Source organism: Nonomuraea sp. NPDC049141, assembly GCF_040648415.1.
Lineage (GTDB): Bacteria > Actinomycetota > Actinomycetes > Streptosporangiales > Streptosporangiaceae > Nonomuraea.
In genome coordinates, this window is the sequence record NZ_JBEZDR010000004.1 from 388,135 (window position 1) to 401,800 (window position 13,666).

At 67.6% G+C, this 13,666-nt stretch carries 14 protein-coding genes; 3 read left to right on the forward strand and 11 right to left on the reverse strand.

The window, feature by feature from the left end; all coding sequences use genetic code 11:
- Nucleotides 1-234: 234 nt before the first annotated feature.
- From AB0B91_RS14035 to AB0B91_RS14075, 9 genes are all read right to left on the reverse strand, one after another.
- Nucleotides 235-1,356, reverse strand: coding sequence for a hypothetical protein (locus AB0B91_RS14035; protein WP_358318658.1), 1,122 nt, complete (start codon nucleotides 1,354-1,356; stop codon nucleotides 235-237).
- Nucleotides 1,353-2,198 carry an acetylxylan esterase gene (locus AB0B91_RS14040; RefSeq protein ID WP_358318659.1) on the reverse strand — a complete coding sequence of 282 codons (846 nt, stop codon included), beginning with the start codon at nucleotides 2,196-2,198 and terminating at the stop codon, nucleotides 1,353-1,355. Before AB0B91_RS14040 ends, AB0B91_RS14035 begins: the two co-directional genes overlap by 4 nt.
- A gap of 4 nt (nucleotides 2,199-2,202) precedes the next feature.
- Entirely contained in the window at nucleotides 2,203-3,129 is a 927-nt protein-coding gene (locus AB0B91_RS14045; protein ID WP_358318660.1) for an acetylxylan esterase, read from the reverse strand.
- A 35-nt stretch (nucleotides 3,130-3,164) separates the two neighbouring features.
- Nucleotides 3,165-4,256, reverse strand: a complete 1,092-nt coding sequence (locus tag AB0B91_RS14050; RefSeq protein WP_358318661.1) for an ABC transporter ATP-binding protein — start codon at nucleotides 4,254-4,256, stop codon at nucleotides 3,165-3,167.
- 5 nt (nucleotides 4,257-4,261) lie between these two features.
- Nucleotides 4,262-5,155, reverse strand: coding sequence for a carbohydrate ABC transporter permease (locus AB0B91_RS14055; RefSeq protein ID WP_358318662.1), 894 nt, complete (start codon nucleotides 5,153-5,155; stop codon nucleotides 4,262-4,264).
- Nucleotides 5,152-6,057, reverse strand: coding sequence for a sugar ABC transporter permease (locus tag AB0B91_RS14060; protein ID WP_358318663.1), 906 nt, complete (start codon nucleotides 6,055-6,057; stop codon nucleotides 5,152-5,154). The genes AB0B91_RS14055 and AB0B91_RS14060 overlap by 4 nt, the downstream gene beginning before the upstream one ends.
- Before the next feature lie 2 nt (nucleotides 6,058-6,059).
- Entirely contained in the window at nucleotides 6,060-7,388 is a 1,329-nt protein-coding gene (locus AB0B91_RS14065) for an extracellular solute-binding protein (protein WP_358318664.1), read from the reverse strand.
- Nucleotides 7,389-7,399: 11 nt separating this feature from the next.
- The gene (locus tag AB0B91_RS14070; protein WP_358318665.1) at nucleotides 7,400-8,704 is read right to left on the reverse strand and encodes a helix-turn-helix domain-containing protein; all 1,305 of its coding nucleotides are present in this window, start codon (nucleotides 8,702-8,704) and stop codon (nucleotides 7,400-7,402) included.
- A gap of 322 nt (nucleotides 8,705-9,026) precedes the next feature.
- Entirely contained in the window at nucleotides 9,027-9,896 is an 870-nt protein-coding gene (locus AB0B91_RS14075; RefSeq protein ID WP_358318666.1) for an RIO1 family regulatory kinase/ATPase, read from the reverse strand.
- A gap of 323 nt (nucleotides 9,897-10,219) precedes the next feature.
- Between AB0B91_RS14075 and AB0B91_RS14080 the strand changes: the two genes are divergently transcribed.
- On the forward strand, nucleotides 10,220-10,717 hold the full coding sequence (locus AB0B91_RS14080) for a hypothetical protein (protein WP_358318667.1): 498 nt from the start codon (nucleotides 10,220-10,222) through the stop codon (nucleotides 10,715-10,717).
- On the opposite strand, the gene AB0B91_RS14085 is transcribed toward AB0B91_RS14080, so the two are convergent.
- Nucleotides 10,707-11,063, reverse strand: coding sequence for a Uma2 family endonuclease (locus tag AB0B91_RS14085; RefSeq protein WP_358318668.1), 357 nt, complete (start codon nucleotides 11,061-11,063; stop codon nucleotides 10,707-10,709). The two genes, AB0B91_RS14080 and AB0B91_RS14085, sit on opposite strands and share 11 nt — an antisense overlap.
- Before the next feature lie 171 nt (nucleotides 11,064-11,234).
- A complete protein-coding gene (locus AB0B91_RS14090) occupies nucleotides 11,235-11,828 on the reverse strand; it encodes a hypothetical protein (protein ID WP_358318669.1) in 594 nt (197 codons plus the stop codon).
- A gap of 153 nt (nucleotides 11,829-11,981) precedes the next feature.
- Between AB0B91_RS14090 and AB0B91_RS14095 the strand changes: the two genes are divergently transcribed.
- Together AB0B91_RS14095 and AB0B91_RS14100 are read left to right on the forward strand one after the other, a co-directional pair.
- Entirely contained in the window at nucleotides 11,982-12,740 is a 759-nt protein-coding gene (locus tag AB0B91_RS14095; RefSeq protein ID WP_358318670.1) for a glucose 1-dehydrogenase, read from the forward strand.
- Nucleotides 12,741-12,744: 4 nt separating this feature from the next.
- Nucleotides 12,745-13,665, forward strand: a complete 921-nt coding sequence (locus tag AB0B91_RS14100) for an alpha/beta hydrolase (RefSeq protein WP_358318671.1) — start codon at nucleotides 12,745-12,747, stop codon at nucleotides 13,663-13,665.
- The last annotated feature ends 1 nt before the right edge of the window (nucleotide 13,666 follow it).

Below are 13,666 nucleotides of genomic sequence, written 5' to 3' on the forward strand. Positions count from 1 at the left end.
GCGCGCTGATCGAGAACGTTGCTGACGAGTTGGAGCCTCGCCGCTGAGGACCGCCCGCTGCCGGATTCGACCCTGCCCGTTCCGGACCGGCAGGGTCCTGGCCGGGGCCGCGCCCAGACCTCGCTGCGGCCCCGGCCCTCGACCACCTGACGTGCGGTGGCACATGTGCGCGCTGTCGTTCCGGACGGGGTACGACCGTGAACGAGGCAAAGACCGTCACCCGCGAGGCCCTCCCTAAGAACCGTCTCCAGAGCTCAGGTGCCGAACCAGTGCATCGAGAACCACCAGGTCTTCCCCCGGCTCGATCGTCTGCGGGTTCAGCGCGATCGCGTCGTCGGGTACGCCGGACACACCGACCGCGATCCGCGGGTCCCCGTCCCACAAAGCCCGCACCAACCCGTCCCGGGTCCAGCCGCTGGTTGCCAGCAATCGGACAACCGCTCGCCCGTGCGGCTGGCCCGCCTCACTCGGGTACCCGCGCTCGGCAACGACACCCGGCACCCCGCGCAAGCCGGCAATCCACCGGTCGACGATCTGCTCATAGCTCGCGAGCAGTGCCTCCTCGTCTTGCTCCAGCGTCCACTCGACCGCGGCGTACAGCCCGAGCAGCTCTTCCTTGCCGACCTTCATCCCGCGCCCGATCTGCTGATTCGGCGACGCGTGCGCCCGGCACCTGTCGACAATCCACCGCTTCCCCAGCACCAGCCCACTGGACTGCGGTCCGCGCAACCCTTTCCCACCGCTGAAGATCGCGGCATCCGCACCGAGCTCCGTGGTGAATCGCCACAGCGAGGAGAGGGGTGGAATCTGGGCCGCCGCATCCACGATCACCGGCACAGCCGGTGGACCGGCGGGGGTCGGGCCGGCCGAGGTGAGCTCCCGGGCGACTCGGATCACGTCCTCGATCGGCAGAGCATCCGCCGCGTAGTGGGCGCCGGCGAACCACAGTACGCAGGCGGGGCGTCGGACCAGGGCGGCTCGGAGCTCCTCGATCGACGGGCCGACTTCTACGATGCGGGCGCCGGTCAGGCGGGCCGCGTAGTCATAGCCGTTGCGTTGGCCGGTGAACATGACGACCTCGGCATCGGCCGGGAACGCCCGCGCGGGCTCACCGACACACGACGCGACCGTGAGGGTGATCGCCGCCGCGGCACCGGACGTCACGCAGGCCGCCTCGTTGCGGGTGAGCGCGGCCAGGCGCTCACCGACGTGGTCGTGGAGTTCGGGCAGGTCGACGAAGTGGGCCGCCCCCTCCGTCATCGCCTTCAGCACCGAAGGCGGCATCAGCGAGCCGCCCAGTGCGGTGAGTGTCGCGGAGGCGTTGATGACGGGCCGGACCCCGAAGGGATGGGTCATACGAGGAACTTCGACATCGGTGGTACGCCGGAGTGTTCGGCCAGCCAGGCATCCAGGAAGTCGTTGTCGGTGCCATCGAGGTGGGTCAGCTTGTAGACACTCGCGGCAGGCAAGGCCTCGATCAGTGCGGCACACCAGTCGGGATCGTCGACGGCGAGCAACGTCCGAGCGGTCACCGCGGACGCATGCCGGACCGGATCGAAGTAGGCAAGAGTGTTGCCAACAATCTGCGCCGATGAGCCGGCACGGAGGTGATCGTTGAGCTCCTCGAGCGGATAGCGGCTCGACTTCAGCCGTGCCTCTGCCGCCTTGTAGAACAGCAACTCCGGGACCCGGACCGCGCTGAACCCGGACCGCCGCGCAGCCGTCAGCACCGCCAGATCGTTCCCACTCACGGCCACCCGCGCCGGATCGACCTCGTCCAGGCTCATCAGGAACTCCGCGGCCCGCAGGCAGTCCGCCGCGATCCCGCGATAGATGTACGACGCCGGGTCGTCGATGCCCATCGTCAGCAATCCCGGGTACGCCGCCGAGAACCCTTCGTCGGCCAGCCGTTGACCACGGTGCACCAGGCCGAACACGACGTACCGGCTCCGATCGTTCGGGTGCGGCATGTCGTTGACGCTCCCGTAGCGCGGCGTCTTCAGGAGCGCGGGGAACGGCCCGTCACCGGCCGGGACGCTGAGATGACCGAAGACGCGGTACGGCCCGATGCTGGTGAGCCGCACGGTGTAGCTGGTCGCCTCGGCCGTCGTCCGCGCCGGCACCAGGTCGAGCACGGGCCGAGCAGGGATCGTGGCCAACTCTTCGTCGACGGCGGACCAGTAGCTGTCGAAGTCCATCGGTTCATCGTCCCGGGGTGAGGTGTTCGGCAAGGAAGTCCTCCACGATCCGCATCACGCCCGGCAGCCCGGCGTGGTGCGCGCAGTGCGGGTAGGCGTGCAGGGTGGTCTCACACGTCAGCACCCGCTGCAGCGCGAACCCGGTCTCCGGCGGGCACACATCGTCCTCGAGACCGAGGTACAGCAGCGTCGGCGCCCGCACCTTCGGCGCGAAGTTGAGCCCGTCGTAGTACGCGACCGTCTCCCGCACCCGGTCGACGTCCTTCGGATGCACCCGCAAGTACTCGTTGATCTCCTCGTACGGATACGACCGGGTCAGTGTCGGCGCGGTCATGATCCCGCACAGGTACGGCGCGCCCGCCGCGACGCACCGGATCACGTCCGGCATGAGGGCGGCTGTCGAGATCCCGAGGCCACCGCCCTGACTCGACCCCTGCAGTCCGATCCGCAGACTGTCGACTTCCGGCCGATCGAGCAATACCTCGACCGCCCGCACCACATCGAGGTAGAACCCGCGATACCCGTACGTGTTGTGGTCGACGATGTTGTGCGTCAGCAATCCCGGGTAGCCCGGGTTGAACACGTCGTTCGACCGCAGCTTTCCGCGCGGCGCCACCGCGAGCGCGGCGTACCCGAGCTCGGACCATTCCTTCGGGATCGTCGGCTCGGACATGTAGCCGGGGATCGTCACCAACGCCGGGCACTGAGCCGGCCGATCGCGCGGGACGGTGTACCAGCCGGCGATCCGCAGACCGCCATAGCTGGTGTAGCGCAGATCGTAGACAATAACCTGGCCCGTGGACAGCGACGGCATTTCGGTGAGGACCGGGTCCAGCGGGTACGACGCGCAGTCCGCCAGGCCGGCCGCCCAGAAGTCGTCGAAGTCGTCCGGCAGCTCGACCTCGACGATCGCGTTCTCGGGGTTTCTCAAGAGCGTTCCTCTCGATGGGGGATCGGGGGCGGTGCCTATACCCGCTGCGGTGCGTGCAGCGCGGTCCCGTCGGAGGCCTTGAACAAGTGCAGGCGGTTCTGGTTGAAGCCGACGTACACCGTGCTGTCATGACCTAGCCGGAACGGCACCGGGACGCGGGCCTTCAGTAGCTCGCCGTCGATGCGGACCGTGACCAGCACATCCGGACCGAGCGGCTCGGACACGAACACCTTCCCGGGCTGGTAGCCCGCGACCGGGGTCGGCGACAACGTCACGTCCTCCGGCCGGACGCCCAGGACGACGGCCGGGTCGTCTGGCGAAACGTCGTACCGGCCCAGTTCCTGGGTCAACGCGCCGCTGCGGAAGGTCCGGACGCCGTCGACGTCGGCCAGCTCGCCGGTGACGAAGTTCATCGGCGGCGAGCCCATGAACGAGGCGACGAAACGGTTCGCCGGGCGTTCGTAGATCTCCTCCGGCGTCGCGCACTGCTGGACCACGCCGTCGCGCATCACCGCGATCCGGTCCGACATCGTCATCGCCTCGACCTGGTCGTGGGTGACGTAGATGAAGGTCCGGGCGACATCCACGTGCAGCCGCTTGATCTCCGCACGCATCAGCACCCGGAGCTGCGCGTCCAGGTTGGACAACGGCTCGTCGAGCAGATACGCACCGGCGTCCCGCACGATCGCGCGACCGAGCGCGACTCGTTGCCGTTGACCACCGGACAGCTCGCGCGGCTTGCGATCCAGCAGGTCCTCGATGTCCAGCGTCCGGGCCGCCTGCAGCACCTGCTCGGCGATCGTCGCCTTGGGCACCCGCATCATCTTCAGCGCGAACCCGATGTTCTGCCGGACCGTCTTGTGCGGGTAGAGCGCGTAGCTCTGGAAAACCATCGCGACGTCGCGTTTGTTGGCCGGCAGCCAGCTGACCGGCTTGCCGTCGAAGAAGATGTTGCCCTCGGAGGCCCGTTCCAGGCCGCAGATCATTCGCAGGGTTGTCGATTTTCCACAACCGGACGGGCCGACCAGGGTGAGGAACTCCTGATCCTCGATGGTCAGATTCAGGTCGTTCACCACGGTCTTGCCGCCGAACCTCTTGGTGATGCCTTCGAGTCGAACCTCTGCCATCTCTGTCAGCCCTTCACGGATCCGGCGGCCATGCCCTGGACCAGCTTGCGCTGGAAGAACAGGGCCAGTACCAGGGGTGGGACGACCGCGAGCACGCCGGCCGCGGCCATCACGGTGAACTGGGTGTTGAAGTCGGTGGCGAAGTTCGCCGCCACCACCGGGATCGTCTTCGCCGCCTTCGAGCTGGTCAGGAACAACGCGAACATGAACTCGTTCCACGCGGTCATGAACGCGAACACCGCGGCCGCGACCAGCCCCGGCGCCGCGACCGGCAGGAACACCGACCACATGGTCCGGAACCAGCCGCACCGATCCACCCGGGCCGCCTCCTCGAGCTCGCGCGGCACCGAGCGGAAGAAGTCCTTCAGGATCCAGATCGTGATCGGCAGCGCGAACGTCGTGTACGAAAGGATCAGCGCCAGGTAGGTGTCCAGCAGCCCGAACGTCCGCATCAGCAGGTAGAACGGGATGATGATCGCGATCCCCGGCACCATCCGGGTGAGCAGGTAGAGCATCAGCAGCACCTGACTGCCGCGGAACTTCAGCCGTGAGAACGAGTACGCCGCGAACGTGGCCAGCACGAGATTCAGGATCGCCGTCGAGGTGGCGACGATCAGACTGTTCCGCAAGGAGTACGGCGTCTCGTCGATCGCCCGGCCGCCGACGAGTTGCTGGGCCTCACTCGGATGCAGGAAACCGAGATAGTTCTCCACTGTCGGGTGGACCGGAATCCAGTGCGGCGGAACGGAGATCGCATCCACCTCGTGCATGAAGCTCATCGCGACAATCCAGTAGAACGGCAACACCAGATACAGCGCGAACGCGACCGCCAGCACGTACAGGAAGATCTTCTTCCAGGGGATTCGGTAGCGCAGGGGGACCTTCACCACGGTGCTCATACCTCGAAGTTCCCCTTCCGGTAGAGCAGGCCGATGTAGCCGACCGAGATCAGGAGGGTGATCGCGGTGATCACCCAGGCGTAGGCGCTGCCCAGGCCGAAGTCGGTGAAGGTCAGGACGGTCTGCACGTCGAGCAGGGCGATGGTGGTGGTCGCGTCCCCCGGTCCGCCACCGGTCAGGACGTAGATGGTGTCGAAGGCGCGGAACGCGTTCATCGTCTCGAGAATCAGCACGATCAGCAGGGGGTGCAGCAACCACGGCAACGTCACCTGGACGAACCGCTGCACCGCACCCGCTCGGTCGACGGTGGCGGCATCGTACAACTCTGAGGGGATCGTTGACAGTCCGGCGAGCAGAATGATGACCGAGAACGGGAGCGTGTTCCACACCTGGGCCAGTGCGGTGAACAGGAACGCGCCGGTCCCGGACGTCAGCCAGGCGTGATAGTCGTCGATCAGTCCGAGTTGCGTCAGCAGACCGTTCAGGGCCCCGGTCTTCGCGTCGAAGATGGTCCGCCACATCAGGCCGTTCACCACCCCCGGCATCGCCCAAGGCAACAGAGCCAGGCTGAGCAACAGACCACGGCCGCGGAACTGCTCGTTCAGCACCAGCGCCAGGATCAGCGCGAGTACGACGGTCAGCCCGAGCACCACGAGGACGAACAGGGCCGACACCTTCAGCGCGGACAGGAAGGCCTGATCGCTGAGCAGGGCCTGGTAGTTGTCGAAGCCGATGAACTTGTTCGCCCGCGGGCGCTTCAGGTTGTTCTTCTGCAGGCTGACCCAGAACGAGTACGCGATCGGGTAGGCAACCAGCAGGGCGATCACGATCATGGCCGGCGCGTTCAGCGCCCAGGCCTTGGCGTTGTCGCCCAGCGGCCGGCGTTCGGCGAGGGCAGCCATCCTCAGTTGTATTTCTTCTTCAGCGCGTCAACGGACTGCGCCAAGCTCGCCACCGCCGCGGACGGCTGCGTCTGGTTGCTCAGCACGCCCTGCACGACCTTGTGCATCTCGATTTCGAACTCGGTGTACCACGGCACGCCGAGCACGTTGCGCGGCTTGGCGATCTCGCCCAGGTGGGCGTAGATCGCCGGGTCGGCGAACTTCTTCAGCGATGCGGTGATCTCCGGGTCGGTCGCCATCGACTTGTAGGCGAACCCGAGACCACGCTGCAGGAACCAGAACTTCGCGGTGTAAGGCTGCTTGTTCGCGTCGAGTCCGCCCAGGTAGGTGAGCAGCTTGAACGCGTTGTCCTTCACCTCGGTGTCCTTGGCCAGCGCATAGAGCCGGGTGTTGCTGACCGTCCCGTGCACCTGACCATCGAGGCTCGGTACCAGCGCCATCCGGATCTTGCCCGCGGCCTTGGACTTGGTCGCGTCGTTGTAGTCGCGGCTCGCGTACCGCGCGCCGATCGTGTACGCGTACCGGTTCGCCTTCATCGCGTTGTCTATCGGAACCGCCGTCATCTGCAGGCAAGCCGGGTCGATCACCTTCGACTTGTTCGCCGCCTGCTGCAGCCAGGCGAAGACGTCCTTCACCACGGTGTCAGTGGTGTTCATGATCGGCGCCTGCTGGTCGTCGAACATGTTGCCGCCGCTGCCGAAGACCAGCGCCCACACCCAGGACCACCAGGTGTCGGACAGTTGCGCCGGCACGCCGATGGGATACTGCAGGAGGCCGGCTTTCTTGATCTTGATCGCCTGCGCTTCCAGTTCCTCCAAACTGGCAGGGGGTTTCGTGATTCCGGCCTTGGCCAGGATGCCGGCGTTGTAGGTCAGGCAGTTGGAGTCTGTGTAGTACGGCAGGCCGTAGCGCTTGCCCTGGTACGTCATCGCGGCCGCGTTGCCCGGGTAGATCGCGGCGTACACCTCGTCGACGCCGGGCATGCCGTCGAGCGGCTGCAGGTAGTCCCCCTCGACCCAGCCCGCGAGGGAATCGTCGTACACGTAAAGGGCGTCCGGGCCGCCACCACCGGTGAACTCGGCGACGACCTTCTGCACGTACTGCGCACTCGTGATCGGGGTGTAGTTGACCTTGATGTTGCTGGTCTTGGTGAAGTTGTCGAGGTTCTGCTGGACGAGTGCGGCCTCGTAGTCCCAGCCCTCGAACTTCACGCTGCCGTCGCCTGAGCCTCCGGACTTGTCGTTGGAGCAGGCGGACAGCAGGGGCGATGCGGCGGGCAGGGCCAGGCCGAGGCCTGCGTACTTCAGGATCTGGCGGCGGTTGAACTCCATGGGGGGTCCCTTCAACGGGAGGGGCGCAGTAGCGCTTGGGCGATGCGTAGCCGGTACAGACGCGTCGGGCGTCCTTTCGGATGGTGCTGAGCTGTGCCTTCGACGCTCACGAGGCCCCCAGCGTCGAGTGTCCGGATCAGTCGGCGCCCGCTCTGATCCGTGATGCCGAGATGGTCGGCGAGCTCACCGGGCGAGATCGCGCGACCTTCCAGTTCGTGGTCCAGTGCCGCCAGCCGGGAGACGGTCGCGGCACTGAGGCCGACGGACTTCGCGAGCTGTTCGATGTCGTCGCCGTGCTCGCGGTAGGAGTAGCTGAGCGCCGCCCGGACCGGACCCATCGGGCCGATGATCACGCCGCTGTCCTCGATCAGGTAGCCGCATGGCCCGCCCTCCTGCTCGGCCCGGGCGGCCGCTTGTTCGGCCAGGGCCACACAGTTGCGGGCGGACGCGCCGACGCCGAACCCGGCCGAGACCTGCGCACCGAGCGCCGTGGCCGCCTCGGTGAGCGCGGGTACGGCGACCCAGTTGCGGGTGATGCGCTCGAACAAGGCCTTGTGGGCGAAGACGACGACACCGCGCCGGCCGCGGTCCTCGATCCACGCGCCGGCGAACTCGGGGGTGTTGAGCAACAGATTCATCAGGCCGATCCGGGCCCGTTCCTCGTCCTGCGAATGCGAGATCAGGAAGACGCCGGCGGCGAAGCGTTGTGCGCTGGCTCGCTCGGACTCGATCCGGAGCGCGAGCTCGTGCAGCTCGGTCCGGATCGTCGCCGGCACCGGCATGCCGCTCATGATCGGGATCTCGCCGGACAGTTGCTCGCGGACGTCGGCGCGGACGCTGATCACGTAGCTGCGGTCGCCGAACCGGTGGTACGCGGAACGGTGGAACTCAACGATGTCCTCCACGGATTGCGTGGGGGCATACGGCAGGCAGTCGATGGCGTCGGCGTCGAGTTCGAGCGCGGTGGCGACCGCCTCGACCGCCTCGGCGGGAAAGGTGTCGATGCTGACCGGGGTGCGACCCCAGCCACGCTCCTGGGCGCGATAGAGCGCGAGGGTCAGGTCAAGCGCCGACGAGCGGATCACACCGACCGGGAGGTCGGGTGGGAGGAGTTCGCGGCTGGCCGTGTACGGGACCGGGCCGGCCAGGAAGCCGTCGAGCCGGGTCGTGCTCAGGAACTCGGCGACCTTGGCGCGGATCTCGTCCTCGTGGTCGTAACTGACCCACTCCAGGTCGACCCCGCCGAGCGTGTTCGCGGCTTCCCGGAACAACTCCCTGTGCGTCGAGTGGGTCACCACTCCGATCACAATCGCCACGACACCCCTTTGCGAACTAGGTTCGGAAGTGACTCGTAAATCCGATGCCGACCAAACTCCCCCCTTCCGGGGCCCAGGTCAAGGGATCAGCCCAATGAAATTCCCCAGTAACAAGCTGGCCGCCGAGGGGCAGTGGTGTGGTGGGGTCAACGGGGACCTATGGGAGATAAGCGGCCCGCGCCCCTGGAGGGTCGTGGCGGTCTTGGTCCACGACCCTCACGTCAACGCCCTCCGCCGGCTGTGCCCGCGCATCATTGGCCGGGCGCTATTCGCGCGTACGGCAGGCGATGCGTGTGTGCGGCGCGGGTCCAGCGCGTGGGTGTCAGAGCATCCCGGCTTCTGACTGGAGCAGGACGGAAAGGGCGTCGGGGTCCGCCGACGCGACGCCCTTCGCGGCGAACCAGGTGGCCACGTTGCGGGCGTCCCGGTCGAGGAACTGCGGGCCCGTGGGGTGGGAGATCACGTCGACGATCTGGGGAAGGTCGATGATGACCAGCCTGCCCTCGCGGACCAGCAGGTTGTACGCCGACAGGTCGCCATGCGCCAGTCCCTCCCTGGCCAGGATGACCAGCGCCTCCACCAGTTGCGCCCACAGGTCGTCGAGGTCGTCCGAGACGTTGGCGAGGCGGGGAGCCGCGTAGCCGTCCGGGGTGCCGATGAATTCCTGGAGGATCTCGGTGCCGACGATCTGCACCGGGTAGGGGACCGGCAGGCCGAGCTCGGTCAACCGGCACAGGGCGCCGAATTCGGCCGCGGCCCACTGGCCGGCGATGAGTTGCTTGCCGAAGGCGGTGCGGTTGGCCATGGCCCGGTTCATGCGGCTTTCGCGGGTGCTGCGGCCTTCCAGGTAGCCGGCGTCCCGGTGGAACAAGCGGTGTTCCGCTGAGCGGTAGCGTTTGGCGGCCAGCAGGCAGACGCGGTCCGTATCCGGTACGCCGCGCGAGAGCAGGTGGACGTCGGCTTCCTTGCCGGTTTTGAGGATGCCGAGTTCGGTGTCCACGGCGGCTAGCTCGGTGACGAGCCAGTCCGGGTGCGGCTTCGGGCCGCGCTCGGTGGGGGTGCTCTGGTCCCAGGTCGACCAGCGGTCACCCACAGGTGGTCCGTCGTCCACGGGAGTGCTGTCGAGCCATTCGAGATCATCGGCGTCGAGGGCGTACTTGCCCCGGCGGCGGGGCGAGGAGTGCTTGGGCACGGTGGGATTTCTCCAGAAATGAGGCCCACCGGCTCAGCGATCAGATTGGCGAGATCCCGGTGGGGAGGTCAGAGGACGCGGAAAACGGCACGCGAACAGTCGTCGTCATCACGGTCTCAACCTCCCTCCACACACGCCCTGCGATCAGCTTGGCCGATTATGCCGAGCGGCGTCTGATCGGTGCAACCGAATATCTACGGGCTCGCGATAATCAGGTGAAGTCGGCTTTTCGCCGCCGGTACGGTGCTGGAGTGCGACGATGCGAGGAATGCTCCCACTGGGAACCGGCTGGTGCTCCGGAGTGTGTTCGGTGTGCCCGGCTGGTGGACACGATCGTCGAGGACGGCTGGCGGGCGTTCCTGGAGCGCGACTTCGGTACGGCCGGGCAGGCCGACGAGCGCGCCATCGCTGAGATGGTGGTCGACGAGCCTGACAGGCACCCGTGGCGGGTGGTCGACGCGGCCTACGACCGGCTGACCTGCCCCGAGTGCGGCGGTCGGCTGAGCCGGGGCCCCGCTGGGTGTGGACCGTGTGACCTGGCCAATGGCTTCCGTTATGTCGCGATCGAGATCGATCGGCCGGGAGTCGCGCCGGGGAACGAGCACGCGCTGCGGGTCAACGTGTCAGTGGTGCGCAGGCCGTACGGGATCTCGGCGGTTGAACTTCTGGCGCGGCGGCTCGCGCTACCGATCCTGCTCGAAGGGCTGCTCCCCACGACCCAGCAGGCGCAGGCGGCCCGGGCCATGCTCAATGACGGCGCCAGCGCGGAGGAATATGACGCGTTCATCCACCGCACCTGGGGGCGCCAGGTCAGCCCTTGATCTTGTCCAGATCGAGGTCGAGGTCCACAGGGAAACCGAGGTCGGCCTTCAGACGGCCGCGGTGAATGCCGGTGGGCGCGTAGGCCCGAACTACAGGCACGAGTTCGAACGTGTAGACGACATGTTTGCCGTCTTCTTCCTGTTCCACCCGCCAGAAATGCTTTATGCCGGCCCCTGAGTATTTGAGGGACTTGGTCGTGCGGTCGCGTTCTCTCGACTCGTCGGAAACCACCTCGATGACCAGGTGGACGTCCTCTGGCTTGAAGGACGTGATGGAGGGCGTCAGCGCCGATCTCTTCACGAGGAGAACGTCGGGCTCGGGACGCTGCCGCAGGCCGAGTGTCACGGTCACCTCACGGGCTACGACCAGGTGTTCCGGCGGTGTGAGGCCCCGTTCGTGTCGGCGGTCCATCCGCCGGAGGGGCCCGGGTAGAACCACTCGGGAAGTGCCGTGGTCATCGCGCATGCCTCCGCCGCTGCTGACTGAACGGCGTCACCATGACACGTCGGGTAATCGTCAGGAGAGGTCTCGGCGCTCCTGCGTGCTCCTGCGGTACAGCTCGTCGATCTCGTCCAGCGGGTCCGGGGCGCGGCGGCGGGCCTCGATCTCCAGGTCGGTGCGGGAGTTGAGGTCGTCGATGCCGGCCGCGGCGTGCTGGAGTTGGTCGCCGAGGAGGTCGGCGCGGATGCGGGCGCACATGGCGGTCAGCTTGGCCTGGTGCTCGCGCAGGCGGTGGAGCGTGGCGTGGTCGACGTAGGGCGAGGCGCGGCGTTGCTGGGCGTACATGGCGAGTTGTGCGTCGTGTATGTCGGCCTGCGCGGACAGGTCGGCCAGCAGGCGGGGCAGGTCGCCGAGGCCCCAGCCCTGGCGCAGCGCGTGGTCGACGGCCTGGCGGGTGATCGAGACCTCGCGGCGCAGGTCGAGACGGAGGCGTTCGACCTCGGCGGCGTCACCGGGGCCCATGGCGTTGACGTGCGTGGTCAGCTGGGTCGCTGCCTGCTTGGCCTTGACGGTCGCTTTTTGGCCCAGCTTGACGAGGAAGTAGATGCCGACGCCGGCCACCAGGCCGAGGAAGGCCAGGACCGCCAGGATGATGAGAATGACCTCCATCACCGTCCTCGCCTCCTGTTGATTGGCCCGCTGCCTAGAGGATAGTGCGAGCGCCGGGCGGATGGGTGGCGAGGCAGGCTTCGCGTTACCAAGCAAGCTCTTGATTGTGTCGCGGGGGCGTGGTTCAGTTCACCTACCGCGAAGGAGCCACGCATGCTTGACGGCAAGGTAGTGCTCATCACCGGCGGCGCCAGGGGCATGGGGGCCGCGACGGCCCGCCGCTGCGTCGCGGCGGGGGCGAGCGTCGTGATCACCGATGTCCTCGTGGAGGACGGCACCGCCACCGCAAAAGCCATCGAATCACGATTTATCCCGCACGATGTGACGAATCAGGATCAGTGGGCTGAGGTGGTCCAGGGGGTCCTGGACGAGTACGGCCGGCTCGACGGGCTGGTCAACAACGCGGGCATCGCCCCCTCGGCGCCCCTGGAGCAGCACTCGCTCGACGACTTCGAGCGGGTGCTCAAGGTCAACCTCGTCGGCGTGTTCCTCGGGCTCAAGTCGGTGGTGGCGCCGATGCGCGCGTCCGGCGGCGGCTCGATCGTGAACCTGTCGTCGGCGGCCGGTCTGACGGCGCTCCCCGGTACGGGCGGGTACGGCGCGTCCAAGTGGGGTGTCCGCGGCCTCACCAAGATCGCCGCGATCGAGTACGGCCCTCACCGGATCAGGGTCAACTCCGTACATCCCGGGATGATCGTCACCGCGATGACGCTCCCGCATGGCGCGGTCTCCGGCGAGGGCACGTTCCCATTGGCCACGGCCGGGCGGTGCGGTGAGCCCGAGGAGGTGGCGGAGGCGATCGCGTTCCTGCTGTCCGATGCCGCGTCCTACATCACGGGCGCCGAGCTGGCGGTGGACGGCGGCTGGACGGCGGGGGAGACCCAGCTGCTCTCCCGTAGGGACGGTGGGTGAACTCATGGCCGTTGACGACCTCACCAGGGCGGTCATCGACGCGATGACGGCGGTCTTCCCCCGGGTGGGGACCGAGGTGACGGACGCCGTCGAGGCCCGGCGGATCATCGCCGAGATGCCCCCGCTGGAGCCCGAGCCGTACCAAGTGGGCCGGGTGGAGAATCGGCTGGCGGGGGACCTGCCCGTGCGCGTTTACTGGCCGCCGACGACACAAGAAGTGCGGCCGGTGGTCGTGTACTTCCACGGCGGCGGGTTCACGCTCTGCTCGCTGGACACGCATGACTCCATCTGCCGCCTGATCTGCGCGGACGCCGACGTGATCGTGGTGTCCGTCGACTACCGGCTGGCCCCGGAGCACCCGTATCCGGCCGCCGTCGAGGACGCGTACGCCGCGACCCGCTGGGTGTCCGAGCACGCCCGCGAGCTGGGCGCGGATCCCGGTCGGCTGGTGGTCGCCGGCGACAGCGCGGGCGGGAACCTGGCGACCGTCACGTGCCTGAAGGCCAAGGACGAGGGCGGGCCGCCGATCGCGCTGCAGGTGCTGATCTACCCCGTCACCGACGCCGCCCAGACCGCGCCCTCGTACGCGGAGAACGCGGACGGATATTTCCTGACCACGGCGCACATGCGGTGGTACTGGGACTGCTACCAGCCCGACCAAGTGCGCCGAGCCGAGCCGTACAGCTCGCCGATCAACGCGGATGTCAGCGGGCTGCCGCCCGCGCTGGTGATCACGGCGGAGCACGATCCGCTGCGTGACGAGGGCGAGGCGTACGCGGAGCGGCTGCGCGCGGCCGGGGTGGACACGCGGAGCGTGCGTTATGACGGGATGTTCCACGGGTTCTTCGGGCTGGGCTCGCTGCTGCCCGCCGCCAAGGAGGCCGGGGCGACGGTCTGCGCCACCATCCATGAGCAGGTGGGGTGAA

Bases quoted from the DNA above. Each gene is read 5' to 3' on its own strand.
- AB0B91_RS14035 (WP_358318658.1), bottom strand. From the start codon at position 1,356: ATGACCCATCCCTTCGGGGTCCGGCCCGTCATCAACGCCTCCGCGACA.
- AB0B91_RS14040 (WP_358318659.1), bottom strand. From the start codon at position 2,198: ATGGACTTCGACAGCTACTGGTCCGCCGTCGACGAAGAGTTGGCCACG.
- AB0B91_RS14050 (WP_358318661.1), bottom strand. From the start codon at position 4,256: ATGGCAGAGGTTCGACTCGAAGGCATCACCAAGAGGTTCGGCGGCAAG.
- AB0B91_RS14055 (WP_358318662.1), bottom strand. From the start codon at position 5,155: ATGAGCACCGTGGTGAAGGTCCCCCTGCGCTACCGAATCCCCTGGAAG.
- AB0B91_RS14060 (WP_358318663.1), bottom strand. From the start codon at position 6,057: ATGGCTGCCCTCGCCGAACGCCGGCCGCTGGGCGACAACGCCAAGGCC.
- AB0B91_RS14065 (WP_358318664.1), bottom strand. From the start codon at position 7,388: ATGGAGTTCAACCGCCGCCAGATCCTGAAGTACGCAGGCCTCGGCCTG.
- AB0B91_RS14090 (WP_358318669.1), bottom strand. From the start codon at position 11,828: ATGGAGGTCATTCTCATCATCCTGGCGGTCCTGGCCTTCCTCGGCCTG.
- AB0B91_RS14095 (WP_358318670.1), top strand. From the start codon at position 11,982: ATGCTTGACGGCAAGGTAGTGCTCATCACCGGCGGCGCCAGGGGCATG.
- AB0B91_RS14100 (WP_358318671.1), top strand. From the start codon at position 12,745: ATGGCCGTTGACGACCTCACCAGGGCGGTCATCGACGCGATGACGGCG.